This window comes from Thioclava sp. GXIMD4215 (assembly GCF_045291555.1).
Classification (GTDB): domain Bacteria; phylum Pseudomonadota; class Alphaproteobacteria; order Rhodobacterales; family Rhodobacteraceae; genus Thioclava; species Thioclava litoralis.
This window is the reverse complement of sequence record NZ_CP149515.1, coordinates 1,376,660-1,400,937: the sequence shown is the minus strand read 5'-3', so window position 1 is coordinate 1,400,937 and position 24,278 is coordinate 1,376,660. Positions and strand designations below refer to the sequence as shown.

General features: G+C 61.5%; 21 protein-coding genes and 1 tRNA gene. 14 read left to right on the top strand and 8 right to left on the bottom strand.

The genetic code is table 11. From position 1 onward, the window contains the following. Positions 1-114 precede the first annotated feature (114 nt). The 6 genes from WDB86_RS06905 to WDB86_RS06880 form a co-directional block, all read right to left on the bottom strand. Positions 115-1,365 carry an amidase family protein gene (locus WDB86_RS06905; RefSeq protein ID WP_406736964.1) on the bottom strand — a complete coding sequence of 417 codons (1,251 nt, stop codon included), beginning with the start codon at positions 1,363-1,365 and terminating at the stop codon, positions 115-117. Between the two features lie 223 nt (positions 1,366-1,588). Further along, positions 1,589-3,235: a BCCT family transporter gene (locus WDB86_RS06900; protein ID WP_339109190.1), complete on the bottom strand. Its 1,647-nt coding sequence runs from the start codon at positions 3,233-3,235 to the stop codon at positions 1,589-1,591. A 159-nt stretch (positions 3,236-3,394) separates the two neighbouring features. Next, the gene (locus WDB86_RS06895) at positions 3,395-4,426 is read right to left on the bottom strand and encodes an HlyD family secretion protein (protein WP_339109191.1); all 1,032 of its coding nucleotides are present in this window, start codon (positions 4,424-4,426) and stop codon (positions 3,395-3,397) included. A 7-nt stretch (positions 4,427-4,433) separates the two neighbouring features. Beyond that, positions 4,434-6,086 carry an MFS transporter gene (locus WDB86_RS06890; protein ID WP_339109192.1) on the bottom strand — a complete coding sequence of 551 codons (1,653 nt, stop codon included), beginning with the start codon at positions 6,084-6,086 and terminating at the stop codon, positions 4,434-4,436. Beyond that, a complete protein-coding gene (locus tag WDB86_RS06885) occupies positions 6,079-6,522 on the bottom strand; it encodes a MarR family transcriptional regulator (RefSeq protein ID WP_339109193.1) in 444 nt (147 codons plus the stop codon). Before WDB86_RS06885 ends, WDB86_RS06890 begins: the two co-directional genes overlap by 8 nt. A gap of 151 nt (positions 6,523-6,673) precedes the next feature. Next, positions 6,674-7,915, bottom strand: coding sequence for an Hsp70 family protein (locus tag WDB86_RS06880; protein WP_339109194.1), 1,242 nt, complete (start codon positions 7,913-7,915; stop codon positions 6,674-6,676). A gap of 173 nt (positions 7,916-8,088) precedes the next feature. Between WDB86_RS06880 and WDB86_RS06875 the strand changes: the two genes are divergently transcribed. After that, positions 8,089-8,162, top strand: a tRNA-Gly gene (locus WDB86_RS06875). Positions 8,163-8,299: 137 nt separating this feature from the next. Here WDB86_RS06875 and rlmF read toward each other — a convergent pair. Beyond that, positions 8,300-9,205, bottom strand: a complete 906-nt coding sequence (gene rlmF, locus WDB86_RS06870) for a 23S rRNA (adenine(1618)-N(6))-methyltransferase RlmF (RefSeq protein ID WP_406736963.1) — start codon at positions 9,203-9,205, stop codon at positions 8,300-8,302. Between the two features lie 258 nt (positions 9,206-9,463). Further along, positions 9,464-9,613: a hemin uptake protein HemP gene (hemP, locus tag WDB86_RS06865; protein WP_339109196.1), complete on the bottom strand. Its 150-nt coding sequence runs from the start codon at positions 9,611-9,613 to the stop codon at positions 9,464-9,466. A gap of 334 nt (positions 9,614-9,947) precedes the next feature. Here hemP and WDB86_RS06860 point away from each other — a divergent pair, with 334 nt between their 5' ends. The 13 genes from WDB86_RS06860 to WDB86_RS06800 all read left to right on the top strand — a co-directional run bounded on the left by WDB86_RS06860 (position 9,948) and on the right by WDB86_RS06800 (position 24,270). Continuing rightward, the gene (locus tag WDB86_RS06860) at positions 9,948-11,300 is read left to right on the top strand and encodes an ATP-binding protein (protein WP_406737029.1); all 1,353 of its coding nucleotides are present in this window, start codon (positions 9,948-9,950) and stop codon (positions 11,298-11,300) included. After that, positions 11,300-12,319, top strand: coding sequence for a HupU protein (locus WDB86_RS06855; protein WP_339109197.1), 1,020 nt, complete (start codon positions 11,300-11,302; stop codon positions 12,317-12,319). The genes WDB86_RS06860 and WDB86_RS06855 overlap by 1 nt, the downstream gene beginning before the upstream one ends. Continuing rightward, on the top strand, positions 12,316-13,749 hold the full coding sequence (locus tag WDB86_RS06850; protein ID WP_406736962.1) for a nickel-dependent hydrogenase large subunit: 1,434 nt from the start codon (positions 12,316-12,318) through the stop codon (positions 13,747-13,749). Before WDB86_RS06855 ends, WDB86_RS06850 begins: the two co-directional genes overlap by 4 nt. Before the next feature lie 76 nt (positions 13,750-13,825). Then, positions 13,826-16,087, top strand: coding sequence for a carbamoyltransferase HypF (gene hypF, locus WDB86_RS06845; RefSeq protein WP_406736961.1), 2,262 nt, complete (start codon positions 13,826-13,828; stop codon positions 16,085-16,087). A gap of 210 nt (positions 16,088-16,297) precedes the next feature. After that, positions 16,298-17,374 carry a hydrogenase small subunit gene (locus WDB86_RS06840; RefSeq protein WP_339109200.1) on the top strand — a complete coding sequence of 359 codons (1,077 nt, stop codon included), beginning with the start codon at positions 16,298-16,300 and terminating at the stop codon, positions 17,372-17,374. 2 nt (positions 17,375-17,376) lie between these two features. Next, a complete protein-coding gene (locus WDB86_RS06835) occupies positions 17,377-19,173 on the top strand; it encodes a nickel-dependent hydrogenase large subunit (protein WP_339109201.1) in 1,797 nt (598 codons plus the stop codon). Positions 19,174-19,186: 13 nt separating this feature from the next. Continuing rightward, on the top strand, positions 19,187-19,381 hold the full coding sequence (locus tag WDB86_RS06830) for a hypothetical protein (protein WP_339109202.1): 195 nt from the start codon (positions 19,187-19,189) through the stop codon (positions 19,379-19,381). 3 nt (positions 19,382-19,384) lie between these two features. Next, positions 19,385-20,164: a Ni/Fe-hydrogenase, b-type cytochrome subunit gene (gene cybH / locus WDB86_RS06825; RefSeq protein WP_406736960.1), complete on the top strand. Its 780-nt coding sequence runs from the start codon at positions 19,385-19,387 to the stop codon at positions 20,162-20,164. Between the two features lie 135 nt (positions 20,165-20,299). Continuing rightward, positions 20,300-21,802: an FAD-dependent oxidoreductase gene (locus WDB86_RS06820; protein ID WP_406736959.1), complete on the top strand. Its 1,503-nt coding sequence runs from the start codon at positions 20,300-20,302 to the stop codon at positions 21,800-21,802. A 250-nt stretch (positions 21,803-22,052) separates the two neighbouring features. Then, positions 22,053-22,694, top strand: a complete 642-nt coding sequence (locus tag WDB86_RS06815) for a HyaD/HybD family hydrogenase maturation endopeptidase (RefSeq protein WP_406720388.1) — start codon at positions 22,053-22,055, stop codon at positions 22,692-22,694. Next, entirely contained in the window at positions 22,694-23,014 is a 321-nt protein-coding gene (locus WDB86_RS06810) for a HypC/HybG/HupF family hydrogenase formation chaperone (protein WP_339109206.1), read from the top strand. Before WDB86_RS06815 ends, WDB86_RS06810 begins: the two co-directional genes overlap by 1 nt. A 10-nt stretch (positions 23,015-23,024) precedes the next feature. Then, complete coding sequence (locus WDB86_RS06805; RefSeq protein ID WP_339109207.1) at positions 23,025-23,441, top strand: hydrogenase accessory protein; 417 nt, start codon at positions 23,025-23,027, stop codon at positions 23,439-23,441. Between the two features lie 4 nt (positions 23,442-23,445). Beyond that, positions 23,446-24,270, top strand: coding sequence for a hydrogenase expression/formation protein (locus tag WDB86_RS06800; RefSeq protein WP_339109208.1), 825 nt, complete (start codon positions 23,446-23,448; stop codon positions 24,268-24,270). Positions 24,271-24,278 lie beyond the last annotated feature (8 nt).

Sequence of the window (24,278 nt, the reverse complement as noted above, 5' to 3'; positions counted from 1 at the left end):
TGTCGTGTCCTCGTCTTTCGGTTTGGGAGGCCGGTTCTTTACGATCCGGTTCGGGATTTAACCCTTGGACGCACATTGTCACGTTCCGCAGATTATATGAAATTGATTGTTCTGCTAGTTTTGATAGCTTTTATCTATCGTGCCTTCCTTCGGCACGGCGCAGGCGGCCAGCAAGGGAGCCAGTTTATGCGCGGCATGGATCAGCTTGGCATCCTCGTGCCGCGCCGCCACCAGCATCAGCCCGACGCCGGCATGGGGCAGCGGCAGGGATATCGCACAACCGTCGATCACATTGGCCAGCGACGTGTTGTGCAGCGCCAGCTGGTTGAGGCGGTTGAACGCCTCTTCGTCCTCCAGCGCCGAAAGCTGCGGCGGCAGGATCGGCGTGGTCGGCAGCACGATCGCGCGGCCCAGAAGCTCGCGCTTGGCGCTGCGGGCGATCGTTTCGCGCAAGAGCAGGCTACGGGCGTAATCGGGCGCGGTGACCTCATCGGCGCGCGCCATGCGTTTTGTGACACGTGAATCAATACGGTCATGGTGTTCGGCATATTCGCTTGCGTGATGGAGCCGCGATTCGACCGCCGAGAAATGCCAGATCTCGAGCTGGCGATAGAGGTCGAGGAACGGTAGGTCCATTTCGATGATGCGGTAGCCCGCCTCCGTCAGCACCTCCCGCGCATCCTCGAAGGCCTCTGCCACCTGCGGGTCCAGCGCATCGCGGCCAAAGCTGCGCGGCAGGATCAGCTCTTGCGGCAGTTCGGCCTCGTCATAGGGGGCATCGCGCAGCACTTCCATCGCGGCATGGAGGGTCAGCGCATCGCGTGCCATCACCCCAACGCTATCCAGTGTATGTGACAGCGCTACGGCACCGTCGCGGGGCACATCGTCAGCGGTGGGTTTGAAGCCGATAATCCCGCAAAACGCAGCAGGAATGCGCAGCGAGCCGCCTGTATCCGTGCCAAGCGCGATATCGGCCACGCCACGCGCCACAGCGGACGCCCCGCCCGAGGTCGACCCTCCGGCAATCGCACCCGCGATCAACGGTGTCAAAGGGGTGCCGTAATGCGGGTTCTGCCCGAGGCCGGAATAGGCGAATTCCGTCATATTGGTGTGGCCGACAAGCCCCGCGCCTGCCGCACGCATTCGCGCGACGGCAAGGGCATCTTTTGCCGCCAGCGGGCGGGTGTCACGGGCTTTGGAGCCCGCGCGCGTCTGGTAGCCTTGCACATCAAAGAGGTCCTTGACCGCCACGGTCAGACCGTCCAGCGGCCCGTCCGATGGCCCGGGCACGGGGCCTGTGAAGACCTGAGTGAAATCGGGCGCTTTGGCACGGGCGCGGGCGAGGGTCAGCGGATCGGAGGTCATAGCGGCACTTTCGGCTGTCGGCAGAGCTGATCGGTGCGGACCGGATCTGCCAGAGAAATCTGCCCCGATTTGTGAGCCAGCTTTCCTGTGAAGTCCAGCCCTCCCGCCTTGTGCACAGACAGGCCCGAGTAAGAGGTGGCCCGAGTAAGAGGTGGCCCGAATAAAGCATGGCCGAGCGCAGAAAGGTCAAAGGGCAGGTCTGCGGACCTGCCCTTTGCGTCGGTCAGTCTTTTGCCGGTGCCATCTCGGGCGGTGGGGTCGGGTCCGCGCCATAAAGATCGCCGGGCAGTTCGGGCGGCATGGCATGGTCGGCCTCGTCGTCATTGCGATAGATCTGGTTGTGGCGGTAGATCATCAGCGTGTCCCAACGCAGCGCCTTCAGAAGCCCGATCAGGATCAGGAAGCACACCACCGCGAAGGGGAAGCCCGCGACCACTGCCGCCGCCTGTAGCGCGTTCAGCCCGCCCGCGATCAGGAGCACCGCCGCCACGCAGCCTTCGGTCACGGCCCAGAAGATCCGCTGGATCTTGGGCGGGTTCGGGTCGCCGCCTGCGGTCAGCATGTCGATCACGAAGGAGCCCGAATCCGAGGAGGTGACGAACCACATCACGATCAGGATCATCGCGAAACCGGAGGTGAGGTTCGACATCGGGAAATAGTCCAGAAGGGCGAACATGGCCTGCCCGTAAGCCTGTCTGGTGGCCTCGACCAGCGTGTTATCCCCGCCCAGCGAGATATTCAGCGCGGTGCCGCCAAAGGCGCAGAACCAGAAAAACATGATCGAGCTTGGCAGCAGCATCACCCCCAGCACGAATTCGCGGATGGTGCGCCCGCGTGAGATCCGTGCGATGAAAACCCCCACAAAGGGCGACCAGCTGACCCACCACGCCCAGTAGAAGATCGTCCAGCTGTTCTGCCATGTGCTTTTTTCATTATAGGCTTCGGTCCACGTGGCCCAGCTGATGAAGTGCGAGATGTAATCGCCATAGCTCTGCACATAGAGATCGAAGATGAAGATGGTGGGGCCGACGATCAGCATGAACAGCAAGAAGACCATCGAGAGGCCGATATTGAGGTTCGAGAGCCGTTTGATCCCCGCATCAAGCCCCGCCACGACCGAGATGGTCGCCGCGAGCGTGATCAGGGCGATGATGATGACCTGTGTCAGGATCGACTGTTCCCAGCCGAACAGATCGCCCAGACCCGAATTGATCTGCATTGCCCCGAGGCCCAGCGAGGTCACGATGCCGAACATGGTGCCGAAAACGGCAAGGATATCCACCGCATCGCCCCATTTGCCGAAGATGCGCTCGCCCAGAATGGGATAGAGCGCCGAGCGGATGGTCAGCGGCAGCCCCTTGCGGAAATGGAAATAGGCCAGTGCAAGCCCGATCACGGCATAAATCGCCCAGCCGTGGATGCCCCAATGCAGGAACGAGATGACCATCGCCTGTTTGGCGGCCTCTTCGGTTTCGGGCGTGCCGACCGGCGGTGCGAAATAGTGGTAAAGCGGCTCTGCAACCCCCCAGTAGATCAGCCCGATGCCGATGCCTGCCGAAAACAGCATGGCGGTCCAGCTGAACAGCCCGTAGGCAGGTTTTTCATTCATCCGTCCAAGCCGGATATCGCCGAAGCGTCCAAACGCCAGATAGATCGCGGCGATGACGAAGAGATTCATCTCGATAATGATCGCCCAGCCGAGATTGGTGGCGAACCATGTCTGCAAACCGCCGAAAAGGGCATTTGCCTGATCGTTAAACAGCGCGCCATAGATGATGAAGCCGACGATCAGAATCGCCGAGACCGAAAAGACGCGTTTATGAACCTTTGGAAAGAACAGCAGGCGTTCCTGCTGGAGATTATCTGCCATATCTGGCCTGTCCCTTTGTTTTCGCTTGTTGTTTTGGCGTGTCTGCGCGCCGCTCGGGACGCGGCGCTCCAGACAGGGCAACAAACGGGGGCAGGTTGGGTTCCGCAAAAAGCTCACAAACCCTCACCGCCATGTGAGGGCGCGGCGTGGCGGGCGGTCTTACTCGCGGGAGATATCGACCACCACCGACAGACCGGGCACCAGCTTTTCGGCCCCGTCCTGTCCCGCATCAATCGTGATCCGCACGGGCACGCGTTGGGCGATCTTGGTGAAATTGCCGGTGGCGTTCGAGCTTGAAAGGACCGAGAATTCCGATCCGGTGGCGGGCGAGAACCCTTCCAGATGGCCGGTAAAGGCTTTGCCGCCAAGCGCATCGACCGTGAAACGCACCGGCTGCCCCAGCGCCATGCCCTGCAGCTTGGTTTCCTTGAAATTGGCAATGACCCAGACATCCGTGCCCACGAGGCTCATCAACGTGGTGCCTGCCGCCACATATTGCCCGCCGCGCACCCCGATCTGGCCCAGCCGACCGTCTATCGGGGCGGTGATGGTGGTGTGTTCAAGGTTGATCCGCGCCAGCTCCAAGGCGGCTTGTGCGCTTTCGACGCTGGCTTGCAGGGTCTGGGTGTCCATCTTGACCGATTTCAGATCCTCTTCCGCAACATGGCGGGCGGCAATGGCCTCTTCCAGCGAGGCTTTGGCCTGTTGCAGGGCAAGCTGCGCGTCATCGGCATCCGATTGCGAGAGGTAGCTCTTGTCTTTCAGGCGCGAGGCGCGCTGCCATTCGCGCTCGGTGGTGGCCACCGAGGCCTGCGCGGAATCCTGCGAGGCCTTGCGGGATTCAATCGTGGCCTCGGCCGAACGGATGTCTTGGGTGTTGTTGGCCAGCGCGGCTTTGGCGGAATCCAGATTGGCCTGCGCCTGATTGAGGGCCTGCACATATTGCCGGTCATCGATCTTGGCCAGCACATCGCCTTTTTTCACCACTTGGAAATCCTGCACCGGAACGTCGGTGATGAAGCCCGAAAGCTGCGGGGCGATCGAGGTCAGGCGACCGCGGATATAGGCATCATTCGTCTGTGCGACAGAACTGCGGAAGGGGGGGATCTGCCATGCATAGAGGATGATCGACAGGCCGATCAGTCCGAAAGCAAGAGCGATAAGCGAGGGAAGGTAACGTTTTACGGACATTGGGGACTCATGCGGTTTGCGTCTGGAGACGCTCTTGGCGTTTGGTCCAGAGATAGTGGAGGATCAGGCAGGCCAGCGTGGCCAGAGCCAGATAATTGAGGGCGCGGAATGCATCGGCATAGGCCAGCACACTGGCTTGCACGCTGACACTGTTGGACAGGGCCGTCAGGGCCTCGGCCTTGATGATGGTGGGGTCCGCCGAGGTGGTGGCGTAAAGGGCCTTGAGCTGGGTCATCGTGCTGGTGACGATGGGGGCACCATCCCTCAGTTGCTCGTTCAGCAGTTGCGTATGCAGATTGGTGCGCAGCTGGACCATCGAGCGGAAGACCCCCGATCCGATCACCGCGCCAAGGCTCTGGCTGGCCAGAAAGACGGCAATGAAACTGAGCAGGTAGTTCGGGCTGCGCTTGAAGGCGCTCATCACCCCGTTGGCCATAGCCGTCGGTAGGAAGATCGTCGAGGCAAAGCCCAGCATGGCCTGACTGAGGAAGAACTGCTGCGGGCCGTATTGTGCTGTCACGCGTGTATCCATTGCCAGCCCGACCGCCATCATCGCCAGCGCGGCCATGTGCATTTCGGGCATGCGCTCCATCTTGAAGGTCAGGGCGCAGACGATCCCCCCCGAGATGGTGGCGATGGTCACGATCAGGAACAGAAGCTGCTCTTGGTCATTGCTGTAGCCCAGCGTGTTCAAAAGGCGTGGAATGCCAACGGTCTGTTCGCTCAGCAGCATCCGCATCAGAAACAGTGCCGCAGCAAGCCGCAGGATCGGCCAGGAGGCCAGCCAGCGCAGATCGATCAGCGGGCGCTCGCGTTTGAGCTCTATGGCCACGAAGGCGGTGAGGCAGGTGACAGCCAGCGCGGCGACGCCGCCCAGCCATGTCGCATCGGTCCACCATACGGTGGTGCCCCAGAAAAACAGCACCACGATCGACCCGAAGCCGATGGCCAGCAACCCGAAGGTCAGCACATCCATCACCGAAATAACCGGTGCGCGCGGCATGGGGGACAGCGGCAGGATGTAGATCAGCGCGATCATCAGCAGCGAAAGTCCGAATTCCATCTGCCGGAGCGAGAGGAAGTTGAAATGATGATAGAGGCTGGGCGAAATTGCATAGGCCAGCGGAGTGCCGACCAGAATGAAGGTCATGACCAGTGGCAGGCCCAAGGTGGTTTTCTTGGGCAGGGGCATGATCTCCAGCATGTAGAGCACCGCAACCGAGGCCAGCGGGGCCGAGGCGCAGCCTGCGAAGAATTCGACCACGATGGCGCTATGCAACCCGTCCACCCAGAGGGTCGCGAAGTTGATCAGCGCAAAACAGGCCACCGATAGAATGGCGAAATTGCGCAGGCCGTATTGGGTGCGCAGTTTGACCAGCATCAGCGACAGCGAGGCGCGGGGGATCATATAGGCCGCCGTCAGCCATAGGGCCTCGGTCTGGCTGGCTCCGAGGTCACCGGCAATGCGTTGCGAATTGGCCGTTACGAACCCCTGGCTGAGCGACATGGCGATGGCCACGCAGATGGACGCCGTCACATATCCCAGAACATGCAGGCGCGGCTTCGGCTCGAAGGGCGGCGGCGGGCGCTGCTCTTTGGGCGAGGGGTCGCGCGGGTTCGGGTTCACACCCGGGATATGTAGATGCGGTGTCTCAGACATTTTTTGCCATATCGTCCAGATTGACGTGCAGACGTTGCACCAGCTCGTAAAGCTGGGCGAATTCCTCGTCGGACAGGTTGTGGAACAGGTCGTGCCGCAGCGTATTCGTGTATTGCAGGATATCGGCGGCCTTATCTTTCGACAGATCGGTCAGGAACACGCGCCGCACACGCCGGTCGCCCTCGACAGCGCGCCGTTCGATGAAACCGGTCTGTTCCAGACTGTCCAGCGTGCGGTTCAGGGTCGGGGTTTCGATGCGCAGGGCCTCGGCAAGCTCGGTCTGGCTGCTGCCCTCATTGCGGGCGATTTGTAGCAATGCTTGTGCGCGGGCAAAGGTCAGACCCAACGCGCTGGCACGGGCGTCAAAGGCCTTACGCAAGCGGCGGTTTAAAAAAACCATACTGTTCAAGACCATACGGTCATCAAGGCGGGTCATGGCGCTCCTCTGGGTTAGCATTCTAACTATTAGCAAGCTTATTTAAGGAAGGTGTATATCTTTTGCGTGTTTTTCCAATGCCAAACTTCGGGAAAAACGGTGCACTTATGCAGACGCATTGCGCGCGCAAGGCACAATGCTGCAAAAATGGTCAGGGTGTGAAATTGGCCGTGGCCAGCGCCAGCCCGTCGATCACGGCAGTGAACGCTTCGGCCTTGCGTAATTGGGCGTTGGGGCAGATCGATTGTGCCTCTTCGGCGACAAGCGCCATCAGGCTGGAGCCGCCTACCAGCACCACCGCATCCAGCATTTGCGGGGCCAGTTGTGCCTGCATCAGCGTCTGGTAGATCGCATTGCGCAGTGCTTCCTGATGCTGGCTGAGCGCGGCGTTGAGCATGCCACGGGTCAGGCGGACCTCGAGCTTGGGTTCGATCATGCCCATTCGGATGGCGGCCTGTGCGGCGTTCGAATTTGCTGCGATCTTGCCGCTTTCAACGGCAAAGGCCAGTTCATGGCCAAGCTGTTCGTCCACCACCCGCGCCAGACGCCCGATGCGCAGCGGGTCCAGCGCGTTGCGCGCCATATCGGCCACGAGGCGACGGGTTTCCGGCGTGTAGACAAAGGGGATCTTCTCCCAGCGCGACAGATCGACATAGATCCCGCGCGGCACGGGCAGGGTGCCGTCGCCCATCTCGCGTTTCAACGTGCCGCCCAGACCGAGTTCGGGCATCGCGCGGGCCAGCGAAAGCGCATGGTCGAAATCGGTGCCGCCCAGCCGGATGCCGTGGCTGGCGAGGATGCGGATCTCTTTTCCCTCGCGACGGTAGACCGAGAAATCCGAGGTGCCGCCGCCGATATCGATGATCAGTCCGGTCTCGCTGGCGCGTTCGGAATGGCCTGCCGCCAAGGCGGCCGCTTCGGGCTCGGGCAGGAACCGCACCGTCTCGAAACCCGCCGCCAGATAGCAGGCGCGCAGATCGGCTTCGGCGCGGGCATGGCGTTGGGGGTCGTCGTGGAAGGCCACGGGGCGGCCCGAGAGAACCTCGGTGAAACGCACCCCCGTCTGGGCTTCTGCTTCCTCGCGCAGGCGGATCAGGAAAATCGTGATGATCTGGGCAAGGCTTTGCCGTTTGCGGCCAATGCGCCGTTCCTCGTGCAGAAGTTCCGTGCCCAGAACGCTTTTGAGCGCCCGCATATAGCGTCCGGCATCTCCTTCGATCAGCGCCTCGCCTGCCGCGCGCCCGATCCGCATCTCGCTGCCGTCTTCGGGAAAGAACACCGCCGTGGGCAGGGTGTCCTGCCCGTCTTCCACGGTCAGGCGGCGGATGCCGTCAGTCTCCAAGACGGCAAGGGCGCTATTGGAGGTTCCGAAGTCGATGGCAAGGCAGGGCATGGGCGTCTCTTTCAGGCAGGTGCGCGCCACTGTTCAAAGCGGCGGAACATGCCAGCTAATGAGTTCATCGCGCTCTGGCAAGAGGCCGCGAGAGAGATACAAAACTTCCCCTGACGCAGATCGGAAAGGGGCTTGCATCGCGGCTGTCGCTTCTATATCCACTCTCCCACTACGCGGGCGTTGTGTAGTGGTAAGACCTTAGCCTTCCAAGCTAATGACGCGGGTTCGATTCCCGCCGCCCGCTCCAAACTCCCCGACATCATCCTGTATCTGCAAACGGTTGCGACTGTTTCGTCCCGTGCTCAACCGGGCCGTGGGTCACATGTGTATAGCGTCATCCGGTCAGGCCGGATCGGTGGGGGCCGCAGGGCGCGTGGGGTTCCGTTACAGGCTGCGCTGTCTTTCGGGGTAGTAGGTCCAGGCAAGAAAACGGCTGGTTTTCTGCCCCTGTGCCATGTCAACGGTCCGGTATTCGGCGACCCTTGCCCGTTTCAACAGCCGGTATAGCGGATCGAGATTGTCTTTTTTCGAGACCAGACAGCTGAACCACAAACATTGCTCGGCGACATCCATGCTTTGTTCGATCATGGTCGCGATGAAGCCGATTTCGCCACCGGGGCACCACAGCTCGGCATTTTGTCCACCGAAATTGAGTTGCGTGGAAGGCGTCTTGCCAAGGTTGCGCCATTTGCGTCGGGTGCCTTTTTGCGCCTGTTCGGGCGAGGCATGGAAGGGCGGGTTGCATAAGGTGACATGGAACAGGTCATCGGGCGTGATCACCCCTTTGAAGATATCCTCGCGCCGGGGCTGGTATCTGAGCGTGATGTCAAGCGCGTTGGCGCGGCAGATATCCTGCGCCGACCGGATCGCTTCGGGGTCGATATCGACGCCGGTGAAGCTCCAGCCATATTCGCTTTGACCTGTCAGCGGATAGACCAGATTCGCGCCGGTGCCGATATCCAGTGCCCTGATCTGCGGGCCGCGCGGAATGGCACGGTGGTTACTTTCTGCCAGAAGATCGGCCAGATAATGGATGTAATCGACCCGTCCGGGAATCGGTGGGCAGAGATAGCGGGCCGGAATATCCCAGAACCCGATGCCGTAATGGGTCTTCAGAAGCGCACGGTTCAGCATCCGGACAGCCGCGGCTTCCTTGAAATCTATTGTCGTCCCGCCCAGAGGATTTTTCAGGGTGAAGGCCTCAAGCTCGGGGGTCTGCGCCACCAGACGCGCAAAATCATACCCTTCCCGATGCTGGTTTCGGGGATGCAACATGGGTTTGGTCGTCACGGGAAAGCTTCCATTCAGGGGGGGCGGGCGATGCGGGCAGTCTAAAGGGTCATGCGCGGCGACGGAATACCCGAACCGGATTTAGCGCCCTATGGCTTTGGGCCGGACTGGAAGGCGGGGGCGGTGGCTGCGTGTGACACAGGTGGGCGCGGCCTGTTCCGAAGCCTCCGGCCTGTGGGGCACAAAAAAGGGAGCGGCTCGTGAGGCGCTCCCTTGGGATAATGATAAAAATGAAATCTGGACCCTGCGGAATACGCTTCACTTGGTCAGGATCAGCTTGCCGGCGCGGGTGATGCGCAGCGTATAGACCTGACCGTTGAGAAGGATATTGGCCTGATTGCCGCCATTGGTCAGATCTTCTGCATCATGCGCGGGAAGGGCTTGGGTGAAGCTAGGGGAAATGGTCATCTGGTTCTCTCAATTCTGTCTAGCATGGTGTCGATTGCATTCGTGCGCGGGCTGAAGCCGTCGCACAGGGCTTGTACGAGGTCTGCGAGTGTAATCGGTGTGGTCGAGCCCGATTTTGCCTGTTTTGCAGGCCGGTGGGCGGGGCGTAGGCGCATATCCATCATCCTTTCGGCAAGCGGCTGGTCGAGATCAACTGGCATCGTGGGGCTTAATCTGAGTGAAAAAATCAGGTTTGTAAAGTCTGATTATTATAGTCAGGTATTATTTCTGCAAGATCCTGCCACAAAGCAATGCAGACAAAGCCGGCGCAAGCGATTAGGGTTGATATATGAGCATGGAACACGATCACACGCCCTATGACAGCCCTGCTGCTGCCCCGCCTCTGGCGGTAGAGGAGGCCGCTTGGGTCGATGTTTTGTCCGCGATGGACAAGACCTATGCGAATCTCGTCGATTATCAGGCGCAGCTGGAAGACCAGAATCATGCGCTCGAGGATATGCGCTCCTATCTGAACTCGATCATGTCTTCGGTGTCGGATGCATTGATCGTTGTCTCGCGTCAGGGGCGTGTGGAAGAGACCTCCAGCTCTGTGGCGCAGATGACCGGCTGTTCGGCGGGGGATCTGTCGGGTCTGGATATCCTCGATATTGTCGCCCCCTCCAGCCGCGACCACCTGATTGCGGCGCTTTCCGAATGCACCGACCGCCGCGCCACTGTGACCTGCGAGCTCAGCCTGAGCGGGCCGGAGGGGGAGATCTTGCTGGAGATGTCGATCAATGCGCGCTTTGACGAACGCGGGCGGCTGAGCGGGCATGTGCTGACAGGGCGGCCTGTGGGGGAATTGCGGCGCGCCTATTCCGAACTGGCGGCCAGCCATGACGCCTTGAAATCCGCGCAATCCCTTCTGGTGCAGAATGAAAAGCTGGCCTCGCTGGGGCGGCTTCTGGCCGGTGTCGCGCATGAGCTGAACAATCCGATCAGCTTCGTCTATGCCAATACCCATGCTATGGAGCGCTATGCGACCAAATTCGAAACCTATTTCAACGAGGTGCAAGACGGTGCTTCGCGGGAAAAGCTGATGGCTCTGCGCGAGGAATTGCGGCTGGATCGCGAGGTGCGCAACCTGCGCGAAGCCATTGCCGGTGCAAGGGACGGGGCCGAGCGGGTGCGGGATATTGTCGAGGATCTGCGTCGCCTGTCCTCGGATGGTTCCGGCGAGAGCGTCGCTTTCGATCTGGTGACAGTGGCGCGGACTGCGGCACATTGGGTCGCGCGCGGGTCGGATCGGGAGGTCGCCATTGTGTTTGACGGGCTGGCTGTGCTGCAGGCGATGGGGCGCGCAGGCCATATCCAGCAGATCATCATGAATCTTGTGCAGAACGCGCTGGATGCAATGGTGGCAGAGCCTGCGCCGCATCTGACGATCACGGCATCCGAAGAGGCCGGTATGGCCCGCCTTTTGATCTGCGATAACGGGCCGGGTATTTCCGAAGAAGTGGCGCGCTCGATTTTCGATCCGTTTTTCACCACCAAGGAAGTGGGGCAGGGCACGGGGCTGGGGCTGGCCATCAGCCACCGCATTGCCACCGATCATGGCGGGCGGCTATCCTATCGGGCCAATGCGGCGGGCGGGGCCTGTTTCCTGTTGGAATTGCCACAGACTAAACAGATGGGGTCCAAGGTTTAATGAATGTTCTCTGGCTGCAATCCTCGGGCTGCGGCGGTTGTACGATGTCGCTGTTATGCGCCGAAGGGCCGATCCTGTTCGACCGGCTGGCCGATGCGGGGATCAACCTGCTCTGGCATCCTTCCCTGAGCCTCGAGACAGGGGCCGAGGCCCGCGCCCTTCTGGCACGGGTCGAGGCCGGAGAGATCGCGCTTGATGTGTTATGTGTCGAGGGCGCAATCGCGCGTGGTCCGCGCGGCACGGGGCGGTTCCAGATGCTGGGCGGCACGGGCCGGTCCATGCTGGACTGGGTCAGAAGCCTTGCCGCCAAGGCGCGCCATGTGGTGGCGGTGGGCACTTGTGCCGCCTTTGGCGGGGTAACCTCGGCGGGCGAGAATCCCTCGGATGCGTGCGGGCTGCAATATGAGGGCGCGCATAGTGGCGGCATCTTTCCCGCCAGTTTCCGTGCGGCGGGTGGTTTGCCGGTGATCAATGTGGCAGGGTGTCCGACCCATCCCGATTGGGTCAGCGAGACCCTGATGCTGCTGGCGGAAGACCGGCTGGGTGCCCAGGATCTGGATGCGCTGGCGCGACCGCTTTTCTATACCCGCCATCTTGTGCATCACGGCTGTCCGAAAAACGAGTTCTACGAATACAAGGCCTCGGCTGTGAAACTGTCCGATATCGGCTGCATGATGGAAAATCTGGGCTGTATCGGGACGCAGGCGATGGGGGATTGCAATATCCGCCCGTGGAACGGGTCGGGGTCGTGCACGCGCGGCAATTACCCCTGTATCAACTGCACCGCTCCCGAATTCGAGGAACCGCGTCACAGTTTTACCGAGACCCCGAAAATCGCGGGCATTCCGGTGGGGCTGCCCACCGATATGCCGAAAGCATGGTTCATGGCGCTGGCATCGCTGTCCAAGGCGGCCACCCCCGAGCGTCTGGCCCGGAATGCCGTGGCCGACCGTGTGGATGTGCCGCCAAGCCTACGGGGCAAAACCGCGGGTGCGGCGCAGACGAAGGGGCGCAAATGACAAAGCTGGTGGTCGGGCCGTTCAATCGGGTCGAAGGGGATCTGGAGGTACGGCTGGAGATTGCAGGGGGCGCAGTCGCGCAGGCCCATGTGAATGCGCCGCTTTATCGCGGGTTCGAACGCATGCTGGTGGGCAAGGATCCGCGCGATGCGCTGACCATTACGCCGCGTATCTGCGGGATCTGTTCGATCAGCCAGTCGGCGGCTGCAGCGCGGGCCTTGGGGGCGGCAATGGGGCTTTCCCCCACGCCGCAAGGTGTGATGATGGCCGCGTTGATCCATGCGGTCGAGAATGTGTCCGACCATCTGACGCATTTCAATCTGTTCTTCATGCCCGATTTCACACGACCGGTCTATGCGGGACGGTCGTGGCATGGCCGCGCGCTACAGCGGTTTACCCCGATGGAGGGCTCGGCGCAGCGTGCCTGCGTCGCAGCCCGCGCGGAATTGATGCATATTCTGGGCCTGATGGCGGGGAAATGGCCGCATACTCTGGCACTCCAGCCGGGGGGAGTGACGCGGGCGCCGGGGCCAAGCGAGCGGCTGCGGATACGTTCGGTTCTGCGCGGGTTCCGGCGCTATCTGGAAGAAGTGGTCTTTGGGGCACCGCTGGAAGAGTTTGTCGCGCTGGCGGGCCTTGGGGATCTTCTGGCGTGGCGCAGTGGCGATGCCGGACTGTTTTTCGAGATCGCCGAGACGCTCGGTCTGGCCCAGCTGGGGCAGGGGGGGGACCGGTATCTGAGCTTCGGTGCCTATCCGCTGCATTCTGATGGGGGCGCGCCCTCTTATGGCTTTGCCGCCGGCATCTGGGAAGGGGAGGCGCGGCCGCTGGATTTGCGGGGGCTGGTGGAAGATCCGTCGCACGCGTGGATGCTCGGCGAGGCCAGGCATCCCGCATATGGCGAGACCCGTCCCGACGAGATGATGCGCGAGAGCGCCTATAGCTGGTGCAAGGCCCCGCGTCTGGACGGGCGCGTGTTTGAAACCGGCGCTTTGGCGCGGCAGGTCCTGGATGGCCATCCGCTGGCCCATGCGATGCGTGGGGCCGGTGTTCTGGGCCGGATCGGCGGGCGGTTGCTGGAGCTTGCACGGACCCAGATGCTGATGGAGCGCTGGGCCGAGGCGATTGATCCTGCAGCGCAGTTCATGCAGCAGGGCAAGATGCCGAAAGAGGGCGTGGGCGTCGGTCTGGTCGAGGCGGCGCGTGGGGCGCTCGGGCATTGGCTGCGCATCGAACGTGGTGTCATTGCCAGCTATCAGATCATTGCGCCGACGACATGGAATTTCAGCCCGCGCGATGCGCAGGGGGTGCCCGGTGCGCTGGAGGCGGCGCTGGTCGGGGCACCGGTGCAGGAGGGCGAGGAGGTGCCGGTTTCGGTGCAGCATATCGTGCGCAGTTTCGACCCCTGTATGGCCTGCACCGTGCATTGAGCATCGCTAGGGGCTCTGCCCCTCTTGGGGCCTTGGCGGCCCCAATTCACCCCGGGATATTTAGGGCAGCTGGAACATGGAAACAGTCGAGATTCGCGTGCGGGGGCAGGTTCAGGGTGTCGGGTTCCGGCCCTTTGTCTGGCGTCTTGCACAAGAGCTGGGGCTGTCGGGGCATGTTCTGAATGATGCGGGCGGGGTGGTGATCCGTGTGCGTGGTGCGGCGGTGGAGGCTCTGGTTGCGCGGTTGCGGGGTGAGGCTCCTGTGCTGGCGCGGGTCGATCAGGTGGAGGTTTCGCGCTGGCTGGGTGCGTTGGCCGAGGGGTTCGTTATTCTGGCTTCGGAGGCGGGGGCTGTGCGGACGCGGGTGACCCCCGATGCGGCCAGCTGTCCGGACTGTCTGGCGGAGGTGGCCGGAACGGGGCGTCGGGCGGGCTATGCTTTTACCAATTGTACCCATTGTGGCCCGCGATTCTCGATTGTGACGGGGCTGCCCTATGATCGGGCGCAGACGACCATGGCAGCTTTCGCGCTTTGTGCCGATTGCGCGGAGGAATATCGCGACCCTGCCGACCGGCGCTTCCATGCGCAGCCGATCGCCTGCCCTATCTGCGGCCCCAAGGTCTGGTGTGTGCCCGAAGCCGGAGACTGGCTGGCGGCGGCGGCGCGGTTGCGTGCGGGCGAGATTCTGGCGATCAAGGGGTTGGGCGGGTTCCATATTGCGTGTGATGCGGGCAATCCGCAGGCGATTGCACGGTTGCGGGCCCGCAAGCACCGGCCTGCCAAGCCTCTGGCCGTGATGGGGGATCCGGCCATGATCGAGGCGGCCTGTCATGTGAGAGACCCCGAGCGTGCCTTGTTGCGCGATCCTGCCGCGCCGATTGTGGTGTTGTCCCTGCGGGCCGGGGCTACGGGTGTGGCGGCCCGCGAACTGGCGCCGGGGCAGGGCTGTCTGGGCTGGATGTTGCCCTATACGCCGCTTCATCATCTGCTGGTGGCGGCAACCGGTCGTCCTTTGGTGATGACCTCGGGCAATCCTTCGGGAGAGCCGCAGGTGATTGGCAATGAGGAGGCTTTGGCCAAACTGGGCGGGATTGTGGATGGTTTTGTGCTGCATGACCGTGCCATTGCGCGCCGTCTGGATGATTCTGTCGAGCGGATGACCCCGCAGGGGCGGATGGTGCTGCGTCGGGCGCGCGGGCGGGTGCCCGATGTGATGGATCTGCCCGAAGGGTTCCGGGAGGGGCCGCAGGTGATTGCCTATGGCGGGCAGATGAAAGGCGCGATCTGTCTGGTGCGCGAGGGGCAGGCGCTTTTGGGGCACCATCTGGGAGATCTGGACAATGCCCTCAATATCGCGGCGTTCGAAGCGGCGGATCGGGATTATCGCGCCTTGTTCGAGCATTCCCCCGATCTGGTGGCGGTCGATCTGCATCCGGAGTTTCGTGCGACACGGTATGGCGAGGCGCGGGCGCAGGCGGAGGGGGTGGGGCTGGTCCGCGTGCAGCATCATCATGCGCATCTGGCGGCTTGTCTGGCGGAAAACGGCTGGGCGCGGCTGGCGGGGCCTGTGGCGGGGATCGTGCTTGACGGGTTGGGGCTGGGCGAGGATGGCCATATCTGGGGCGGCGAGATTTTGCTGGGCGAGTATGCCACCTGTCAGCGGGTGGCACATCTGTCGCAGGTGCCGCTGCCCGGTGGGGATCGGGCCAGCCGCGACCCTTGGCGCAATCTTCTGGCCCAGCTGGACCATGCGGGGCTGGGCGCGCTGGCGGATCTGCTGCTGTCGGGGCAGCCTTTGGCCCTGTTGCGGCAGGCGATGGCGAAAGGGCTGAATGCGCCGTCCAGCTCGTCTGCCGGACGGCTGTTCGATGCGTTCGCGGCCGCTTTGGGATTTGCGGGCTCGCAGAGCTTTGAAGGCGAGGCCGCGATGGGGCTGGAGGCTTTGGCGCGCAAGGCGCTGCAGGACGGAGGGGCCTGCGACGGCTATCCGTTCGGAGCGGGCGAAGAGATAGATACGCGCCCTCTCTGGCAGGCATGGGCCCAAGACCGCGCCCGTGCCGTGCCGCCCGAGATCATGGCGCTCCGGTTCCATCGCGGATTGGCGCAGGCCTTCGCGCAGCGGGCCGGCGATCTGGTGCGCGCGGGACGGGCGCAGGCGGTCGCGCTGTCGGGGGGCTGTTTGCAAAACACCGTGTTGCAGGACGAGCTTGTGGCCGCCTTGGCGGGCGTGCCGGTTTTGCTGCATCATAAGGTTCCGGCCAATGACGGCGGATTGGCCTTGGGGCAGGCGGTGATTGGCATGGCGCGGGCAATGGGTGAAAGCCAAGCTGCCAGATAGGCGGGGAGTTGGTAGCCAAGTGACCGATCAATCCTGCGTCCTATATGGATATTTTTGACCAACTGTATGAAAACAAATCATAAAACGGACCTGTGACATTTTGTCATTTTCCGCGGGCCTTGGCCCGTCCGCCTGTGGCATCCAATGGCATACCACGCGCGGTGCGGGCTTTGGCCCCATCCCGCAGCCAGGCACCAGGGAGGGAAGGTCTTGTCCTCGATCGAGACATTCTACGACGTTATGCGCCGTCAGGGGATCACCCGGCGCAGTTTCATGAAATACTGCTCGCTCACCGCAGCGGCTTTGGGGCTGGGGCCGTCTTTCGTGCCCAAGATCGCCCATGCGATGGAAACCAAACCGCGGACGCCGGTGATCTGGGTGCACGGGCTGGAATGCACCTGCTGTTCGGAAAGCTTCATCCGCTCGGCGCACCCGCTGGCCAAGGATGTCGTGCTGTCGATGATCTCGCTCGATTATGACGACACGCTGATGGCGGCCGCAGGTCATGCCGCCGAAGCCGCCCTGCAGGATACGATCGAGAAATACAAAGGCAACTACATCCTCGCGGTCGAGGGGAACCCGCCGCTGAATGAAGACGGGATGTATTGCATCATCGGCGGCAAGCCCTTCACCGAGCAGCTCAAACATGCCGCCCAGCATGCCAAGGCGATCATCAGCTGGGGGGCCTGTGCCTCCTATGGCTGTGTGCAGGCCGCCGCCCCCAACCCGACCCGTGCGACCCCCGTGCACAAGGTCATCACCGACAAGCCGATTATCAAGGTTCCGGGCTGCCCGCCCATCGCCGAGGTCATGACCGGTGTTATCACCTATATGCTTACTTTCGACCGGCTCCCCGAGCTGGATCGTCAGGGGCGGCCGGCGATGTTTTATTCGCAGCGTATCCATGACAAGTGCTATCGCCGGCCGCATTTTGACGCAGGGCAGTTCGTCGAACATTGGGACGACGAGAACGCCCGCAAAGGCTATTGCCTCTACAAGATGGGCTGTAAGGGCCCGACGACCTATAACGCCTGTTCCACCGTGCGCTGGAATGATGGCGTGAGCTTCCCGATCCAGTCGGGCCACGGCTGTATCGGCTGTTCGGAAGACGGGTTCTGGGATCAGGGGTCTTTCTATGACCGGCTGACCAATATCAAGCAATTCGGGATCGAGGCCAATGCCGATAAGGTCGGTGGTGTGGCCGCAGGCGTTGTCGGTGCCAGCGTGGCCGTGCATGCCGCCGTCTCCGCGCTCAAGCGCGCCCAGAAGAAAAACGAGGAAGTCTGAGCATGAGCGTTCTCAATACTCCCAACGGCTATGCCATGGACAATTCGGGCAAGCGGATTGTTGTGGACCCCGTCACCCGTATCGAAGGCCATATGCGCTGCGAAGTGAACGTGGACGAGAATGGCGTCATCCGGAACGCTGTCTCGACCGGCACCATGTGGCGCGGTCTGGAAGTGATCCTGAAGGGGCGTGACCCGCGGGATGCATGGGCCTTCACCGAGCGCATCTGTGGTGTCTGCACCGGCACCCATGCGCTGACCTCCTGCCGCGCGGTGGAAGATGCGCTGGGGATCCAGATCCCCGATAACGCCAACTCCATCCGCAACCTGATGCAGCTGGCATTGCAGATCCACGACCATATCGTGCATTTCTATCACCTGCATGCGCTGGATTGGGTCAACCCCGTCAATGCGCTCAAGGCCGATCCGAAGGCGACGTCGGAGCTGCAGCAGATGGTGTCTCCCAGCCATCCGCTGTCATCTCCCGGCTATTTCCGCGACGTTCAGAACCGGCTGAAGAAATTTGTCGAAAGCGGACAGCTTGGGCTGTTCAAGAACGGCTATTGGGACAATCCCGCCTATAAACTGCCGCCCGAGGCGGATCTGATGGCGACCACCCACTATCTGGAGGCGCTGGATCTTCAGAAAGAGGTGGTGAAGCTGCACACCATCTTCGGTGGCAAGAACCCGCATCCCAACTGGCTGGTGGGCGGCGTGCCGTGCCCGATCAATATCGATGGCGTGGGCTCGGTGGGGGCGATCAACATGGAACGCCTCAACCTTGTGAAATCGATCATCGACAAGGGGCTGGAATTCAACCGCAATGTCTACATCCCCGATGTGATCGCGATTGGCGGCTTCTACAAGAACTGGCTCTACGGGGGCGGCCTGTCGTCGCAATCCTGTCTGGCCTATGGCGATATTCCCGAGCATCCGAATGATTTCTCGCCCGAGCAGCTGCATCTACCGCGCGGCGCGATCATCAATGGCAATCTGAACGAAGTGCTGGATGTCGATCCGCGCGATCCCGAGCAGGTGCAGGAATTCGTTGACCACTCGTGGTATGAATATGGCGAGCCGGGCAAGGGTCTGCATCCTTGGGATGGCGAGACCAATCCGAAATTCGAACTCGGTCCCAATGCCAAAGGCACCAAGACCAATATCGAAGAGCTGGATGAGGGCGCCAAATACAGCTGGATCAAGGCTCCGCGCTGGAAGGGCCATGCGATGGAGGTGGGGCCGCTTGCGCGCTACATCATCGGTTATGCCAAAGGGCATGAGGACATCAAGGGGCAGGTCGATGGCCTGCTGTCCAAGATGGATCTGCCGTTTGATGCGGTCTTCTCGACGCTGGGCCGGACTGCGGCACGGGCGCTGGAATCCGAATACTGCTCGCGTTTGCAGCTGCATTTCTATGACAAGCTGATCAACCGCATCAAATCGGGCGACCAGTCGACCGCCAATATCGAGAAATGGGACCCGAGCACCTGGCCGAAAGAGGCCAAGGGTGTGGGCATGACCGAGGCCCCGCGCGGCGCGCTTGGCCACTGGATCAAGATCAAGGATGGCCGCATCGAGAACTATCAATGCGTGGTGCCCACCACCTGGAACGGTTCGCCCCGTGACAGCAAGGGGAATATCGGCGCGTTCGAGGCCTCGCTGATGAACACCCCGATGGAACGCCCCGAGGAGCCGGTCGAATTGCTGCGCACGCTGCATTCCTTCGACCCCTGCCTCGCCTGTTCGACCCATGTGATGTCGAATGACGGGCAAGAGCTGACCACGGTCAAAGTGCGCTAAGGGAGGGATCATTATGAAACGTCTGGCAATTCTGGCTGCATTTGCAGCGACCGCGACACCGGCACTGGCCCATCCGGGCCACCCGACGGCCCCCGGCCCCTTTGGGCATGAAATCGCGCATCTTCTGATGGCGGCGGTTGCTGTAGGGGCGGTCTATCTGGTGCTGGAAGCTGTGCGGAAGGTCTTTGGCAAGTCCAAGGAGGACTGAGTCATGGCCGACAAGCATATCCACCAGCCTGCGGTCGATGCGTCGGAGATCATGCCCGGCGCACGGCTGACCGGTGATGCGACGGCGGCGGATCTTGAATCGATCCGTCGGCAGAATTCGGTCTATGTCTACGAGGCGCCGGTGCGCCTGTGGCACTGGACCAATGCGGCCTGCATCATCGTTCTCTGCGTCACGGGCTATTTCATCGGCGCGCCGCTGCCTTCGATGCAGATCGACGAGGCCTATAACCAGTTCGTCATGGGCTATATCCGTTTCGCGCATTTCGCGGCGGCCATGATCTTGACGGTCGGTTTTTTCGGACGGCTCTACTGGGCAATGGTGGGCAATCACCATGCCAGACAGATGTTCTATGTCCCGATCCTCAACATGCATTTCTGGAAAGAGGTCATGTTCGAGATCCGCTGGTATCTGTTCCTTGAAAACAAGCCGAAGAAATATGTGGGCCATAACCCCTTGGCGCAGCTTGCGATGTTTTTCTTCATTACCATCGGGCTGACCTTCATGCTGGTCACCGGCTGGGCGCTTTATGCCGAAGGCGCTGGTCAGGGATCGCTGCCTGACACGCTGATGGGCTGGGTGCTTGGCCTTGTGCAGAACAGCCAGCGTCTGCACACGCTGCATCACCTTGGCATGTGGGCGATCATCATTTTCATGATCATCCATATCTATGTCGCGATCCGCGAAGACATCATGTCGCGCCAGTCTATGGTCTCGACCATGATTTCGGGGCACCGGACCTTCAAGGATGACGAGGTAGAGTAATTTAAATAAATAATTTCATTATGTTGAAAGGCGTTGGAGGTGGTGCTCCGGCGCCTTTCATTGTTGTGAGGGCCGCTGCGGGAACGTGGGCGGCCGCTTCGCGTTGAGGGAGAAACGTATTTCAGGAGGAGCATCATGGAAGACCAACCCGATTTCAAGGCAGGCATCCGTTTTGACACGCTTGAAGAGAACCAGCCGCTTACGGGGAGTTTCGGTAATCAGGAGGTGACGGTGGTGCGTCAGGGGCAGCAGGCCTATGCCGTCTCCGCCCGTTGCACCCATCTTGGGGCCGATCTGGGCACGGGGCTTGTTGCCGAGGGCGAAATCCGCTGTCCGTTCCACCATGCCCGTTTCGATCTTCGGACCGGCGAGGCGACAGGTGCTCCGGCGATCACGCCGCTTGGCTGCTTTCAGGTCGAAATTACTGATGGCCTCCTGCGGGTGACAGGAAAGCGTGCGCCCGCCGCAGAGCCGCAGGGCGCGGCCCCGAAGGAGAAGATCGTCATTATCGGCGCGGGCGCCGCAGGGCATGCTCTGGCCGACCGCTTCGTGACGGCGGGGCAGGGGGCGAAGGTGACACTGATCTCCGAGGATGCCGAGGCCCCTTATGATCGCACCTTCGTGTCCAAGCAGGTTCTGTCAGGAATGAAGGCGCCCGAGGCGGCGGCGCTGCCTTTTGCCCATCCGCACAATCCGCAACCCGTGCTGCTCCGGGGGATCAGCGCCCGCAAGATCGACAGGCAGGCCAGACAGGTGCATCTGTCCGATGGTCAGATCCTTGAATATGACAGTCTCGTGCTGGCCACGGGGGCGGTGCCTGTCCGTCCGGATTTTGAGGGGGCGGATCATGCCGCGGTCTTCACGCTGCGCACCCTGTCGGATGCCCGCGCGATCATGGCGCGGGCGGAGACGGCGCGCTCGGTCGTGGTGCTTGGCTCGTCTTTCATCGGGTTGGAGGCGGCAGGGGCGCTGGCCGCAGAGGGGCGTAAAATCCATGTGGTGACCCGGGATCAGGTGCCTATGGAAAAAACGCTGGGGCGCGAAATCGGACACTTCGTGCAGCGCCAGCATGAGAGTGACGGGGTCGCGTTTCATCTGGGCACCACGCTGACCGGTTTCGACGGGGCGCAGGTGACGCTGGAAAACGGCCATCGGCTCGAGGCCGATCTGGTGATTTTGGGCATCGGCGTTGCCCCCGATCTGACGCTTGCCAAAGAAGCAGGGCTGGATCTGGCGGAGAAGGAGAACGGCGTTCTGGTGGATGCGCAGTTCCGCAGCTCCGATCCGGCCATTTTCGCAATCGGTGACATCGCGAATTATCCGGCATGTGATGGGTCGGGGCGGTTGCGGATCGAGCATTGGGCCCATGCGGCGGATCAGGGCGCGCATCTTGCCGCCTATCTCATGGGCCAGACCGATCAGCCTTTCGACCGTATCCCGTTTTTCTGGACCAAGCAGGGCGATGCGCAGTTGCGCTATGTCGGGCATGGGGTGCCGTCGCAGGGCGTGCGGGTGGATGGCGATCTGGCCGAGAAAGATTTCGCAGCCCATATTCGCGGCAGTTTCCTGCATGGCGCGCTTTTGACCTGCAACCGTGATATGGAGGCCCTGCAAACGGAACGCGACTGGGAGGCGTGACTCTTTTCGGGTGAATTGGCCTCTTATGCTATGGAAGCCACCTGTCCTTACTGTCGCTTGAAGTGGATAGGTGGCTTCCATTATTCATGCATCCTTTTTGTATTATATTCTATATTATCTATTAAATTCAGTCATATGCTATAAGAATACTTTTTTTCATGAAGTGCTCTGTTTTTGATCATCGCTTGTCTATGGTCATTCTATGACCGGAGGCGAAAGGCCTCTTGCCAGCAGGCGAAAGGAGCACGCCATGCAAGCCGATAAAACCAAGGTCCCGCAGAATATTCTGGTATTGGGCATCGGGAATGTGCTCTGGGCGGATGAAGGATTTGGCGTGCGCTGCGTCGAAACCATGGCCCAGACCTATTCCGTTCCGGCGAATGTCCGTTTGATGGATGGCGGAACGCAGGGGCTGTATCTGCTGCCGTTCCTTGAGGAATGTGATGCGCTGATCGTGTTTGATGCCGTTGATTTCGGGCTGGAACCCGGCATGATGGTGACCCTGCGCGACAAGGACGTGCCCGCCTTTATGGGGGCGAAAAAGATGAGTCTGCACCAGACCGGTTTTCAGGATGTACTGGCGACCGCCGAGCTGATGGGCTACGCGCCCGCATATCTGACTTTGATCGGCTGTCAGCCCGAAGAGATCGAGGATTACGGCGGCGGTCTGCGGCAGGTGGTGTCCGACCAGATCCAGCCCGCTATCGCTGAATGCATTCGCGAATTGCAACGCTGGGATATTGCGGTCGTGCCCGGCCGGACCGATAGCGAGGATCTGGCCGATGTCTCGATCCAGCGCGGTGCCTATGAGAACGGACGTCCCGATGAGGACGAGGCCTGCCGTATCGGCGATCACCGCTTCTTTCCCTCGGCGGCCAAGGTGCGCGCCTGATGTGCGTCGGTATTCCGCTGCAGTTGATCGCGCGCGAAGGCATCCGCGGTGATGTGATCGAGGAAGGGCAGCCGCAGGTGATCGACCTGTCGCTGACCCCCGAAGCACAGCCCGGTGACTGGTTGCTGGTGTTTCTGGGGGCCGCGCGCGAGGTGATCTCTGCCGATGAGGCCGCCAAGATCGCCGCGGCGCTCGAGGGGTTGCGCGCCTTGATGGCGGGCGGCGATCTGGGCGCGGCTTTTGCCGATCTCGAAGCCCGCAGCCCCGAACTTCCCCCGCATCTGGCTGCCGCTGCCGCGCAGGGCCGCAAAACCGCCTGAAGGACCGATAATGCACGATTTTGTAATGCCTAGTGACGCGAAGCCCTCGGGGGAAATCCATCCTCTGGTGCAGCGTTTGAGTAACGAGTTCTCTTATCCCCGTCTGGCCACTCTGGAAGCGGTGGCCGATTTTACCGCGCAGGAGGGGGTGCATTGCCTCTTTGTGCCGGGGGATTCCAAGCGCAATCTGGAAACGCCAGATGCGGCGGTTGTGCTGCCCGAATTGCGTATGGCGTTCCAGAACCTGTTCGACTGTGCGGTGATCGATGATGCCATCGAGGCCGAGCTGCGCCAACAGACCCGCGCGCTGAAGACGCCGGGCTTTTTGTTCTATCGCGATGGTGTCTATCTGGGGGCTATCGAGAAAATCCGCGACTGGGATGACTATATTGCCCGCACCTCGCATATCCTTGATCTGAAAGGCTGATCTCATGGTGAACAATTTCCATCTGCCGCCGATGGGCTTCGGTCCCGGGTCACAGGAAACCGGCGAGGAGCTGGAATATATGGAGCTGCCCTCGGGCATGCGCACCTATTCCGCGCATATGCCCGAGGTCGATGATCCTTCCGCGATGAGCCCTGCCTTGAAGACGCTGGCCGATATTGCCACAGCCGTCGAGGCCTGCGCCAAGGGGGGGATGGCCAGCTTTGACCTGTCGGGGCTGGATGCGGCCAACCGTGCGCTGATCGCCGAGACGATGGGGCAGGGGGAAGTGGCCATGAAAATCCGTGGCATCCCCGCCCTGATGGTGCAGGAAAGTGTCTTTGCGGGGGTCTGGTCCGTGGCCGGATCGGGTGTGGACCGGATCGAGATCGGGCCGGTGCCGTCGGTGTCGATGACCCGTGCGTTCGAGCCGTTCCGCGAAGGGCAGGGGCCGCAGGCACAGCGCCCGAATGGTGTGGTCAACGCGCCCGCTCTGGTGGCCGAGCTTTACGACAAATCCGAAAGCTATAAGGGCGGTATGCCGCATGTCGTCAATCTGACGCTGCTGCCGCATACCGAAGAGGATCTGCTCTGGCTGGATCGGGTGCTGGGCGAAGGGGCGGTTACCATTCTGTCGCGGGGCTACGGAAATTGCCGGATTACCGCCACAGCCTTGCGCCATGTCTGGCGTGTGCAGTTTTTCAACTCGATGGACACGCTTATTCTGGACACGTTCGAGGTGACCGATATGCCCGAAGTGGCTCTTGCCGCACCGGAAGATCTGGAAGACAGCGCCGACCGTATCCGCGAAGTGCTGGAGGCGATCAGATGAGTGCGGAT

Excerpts from the sequence above, each read along its gene's own strand:
- WDB86_RS06905 (WP_406736964.1), bottom strand. The coding sequence starts at position 1,365 with ATGACCTCCGATCCGCTGACCCTCGCCCGCGCCCGTGCCAAAGCGCCC.
- WDB86_RS06900 (WP_339109190.1), bottom strand. The coding sequence starts at position 3,235 with ATGGCAGATAATCTCCAGCAGGAACGCCTGCTGTTCTTTCCAAAGGTT.
- WDB86_RS06895 (WP_339109191.1), bottom strand. The coding sequence starts at position 4,426 with ATGTCCGTAAAACGTTACCTTCCCTCGCTTATCGCTCTTGCTTTCGGA.
- WDB86_RS06890 (WP_339109192.1), bottom strand. The coding sequence starts at position 6,086 with ATGTCTGAGACACCGCATCTACATATCCCGGGTGTGAACCCGAACCCG.
- WDB86_RS06885 (WP_339109193.1), bottom strand. The coding sequence starts at position 6,522 with ATGACCCGCCTTGATGACCGTATGGTCTTGAACAGTATGGTTTTTTTA.
- WDB86_RS06880 (WP_339109194.1), bottom strand. The coding sequence starts at position 7,915 with ATGCCCTGCCTTGCCATCGACTTCGGAACCTCCAATAGCGCCCTTGCC.
- hemP (WP_339109196.1), bottom strand. The coding sequence starts at position 9,613 with ATGACCATTTCCCCTAGCTTCACCCAAGCCCTTCCCGCGCATGATGCA.
- WDB86_RS06860 (WP_406737029.1), top strand. The coding sequence starts at position 9,948 with ATGGAACACGATCACACGCCCTATGACAGCCCTGCTGCTGCCCCGCCT.
- WDB86_RS06855 (WP_339109197.1), top strand. The coding sequence starts at position 11,300 with ATGAATGTTCTCTGGCTGCAATCCTCGGGCTGCGGCGGTTGTACGATG.
- WDB86_RS06850 (WP_406736962.1), top strand. The coding sequence starts at position 12,316 with ATGACAAAGCTGGTGGTCGGGCCGTTCAATCGGGTCGAAGGGGATCTG.
- hypF (WP_406736961.1), top strand. The coding sequence starts at position 13,826 with ATGGAAACAGTCGAGATTCGCGTGCGGGGGCAGGTTCAGGGTGTCGGG.
- WDB86_RS06835 (WP_339109201.1), top strand. The coding sequence starts at position 17,377 with ATGAGCGTTCTCAATACTCCCAACGGCTATGCCATGGACAATTCGGGC.
- WDB86_RS06830 (WP_339109202.1), top strand. The coding sequence starts at position 19,187 with ATGAAACGTCTGGCAATTCTGGCTGCATTTGCAGCGACCGCGACACCG.
- cybH (WP_406736960.1), top strand. The coding sequence starts at position 19,385 with ATGGCCGACAAGCATATCCACCAGCCTGCGGTCGATGCGTCGGAGATC.
- WDB86_RS06820 (WP_406736959.1), top strand. The coding sequence starts at position 20,300 with ATGGAAGACCAACCCGATTTCAAGGCAGGCATCCGTTTTGACACGCTT.
- WDB86_RS06815 (WP_406720388.1), top strand. The coding sequence starts at position 22,053 with ATGCAAGCCGATAAAACCAAGGTCCCGCAGAATATTCTGGTATTGGGC.
- WDB86_RS06810 (WP_339109206.1), top strand. The coding sequence starts at position 22,694 with ATGTGCGTCGGTATTCCGCTGCAGTTGATCGCGCGCGAAGGCATCCGC.
- WDB86_RS06805 (WP_339109207.1), top strand. The coding sequence starts at position 23,025 with ATGCACGATTTTGTAATGCCTAGTGACGCGAAGCCCTCGGGGGAAATC.
- WDB86_RS06800 (WP_339109208.1), top strand. The coding sequence starts at position 23,446 with ATGGTGAACAATTTCCATCTGCCGCCGATGGGCTTCGGTCCCGGGTCA.